Origin of the sequence: Pseudomonas sp. FIP_A4, from assembly GCF_036701605.1 — a bacterium.
GTDB lineage: Bacteria > Pseudomonadota > Gammaproteobacteria > Pseudomonadales > Pseudomonadaceae > Stutzerimonas > Stutzerimonas phenolilytica.
On record NZ_JAYDXP010000076.1, the window covers coordinates 1 to 550 of the forward strand.

1 pseudogene is annotated in these 550 nt (G+C 67.8%); it reads right to left on the reverse strand.

What is annotated here, in order from left to right:
* Nucleotides 1-453 precede the first annotated feature (453 nt).
* A pseudogene (locus U8L64_RS00600) lies at nt 454-550 on the reverse strand (dienelactone hydrolase family protein); the annotation flags it as partial.

A 550-nucleotide genomic window follows, 5' to 3' on the forward strand; every position in this document is an offset into this window, starting at 1 on the left:
GCAATGGCCAGGCTCAGCGCGGCTCCGGGAAGGTTGCCCCAGTGTTGCTTGCCGCTGGCGGCAGGCAGGGCGCAACAAACCGCCCGGCACGGATCGCCGTGCCGCGGTCGTCGGCGCCCGCCCCGCCGACTCCTCGCGGAAGTGACAAGGCCCAACGGACCGTCCTGACCAGCCATGAGCTGGCCGTCATCAACAAGCTCAAGCCTCGCGCGTAAGCTCCGCGTTGGTCGCCAGCGCCAGCATGAGCTCGTTGGTATGCGGTCCGCCATCGCGGCGTAAGCCGGCGGTGCGCTCGCCATGGCCATTTGGCCGCGCGATGCATGAGCTTGTTGATGAAGGCCAGCTCATCGCTGGTCAGGACTGTCCGTTCGGCCATGTCACTTCCTCGAGGAGCCGTGGCGGCCGATGTCGAGGCCGACCTGGCTGCGCCCTTCACGCAGCGCCGCGGCGAGCAAAGCGGTTCCGGGCGACGTCGGCATCCTTCAGTGCGGCCTGCATGAAGGCCATCGCGTCCTTGGGGTGTTCGGTGTTCTTGCCCTCGCCGTACATG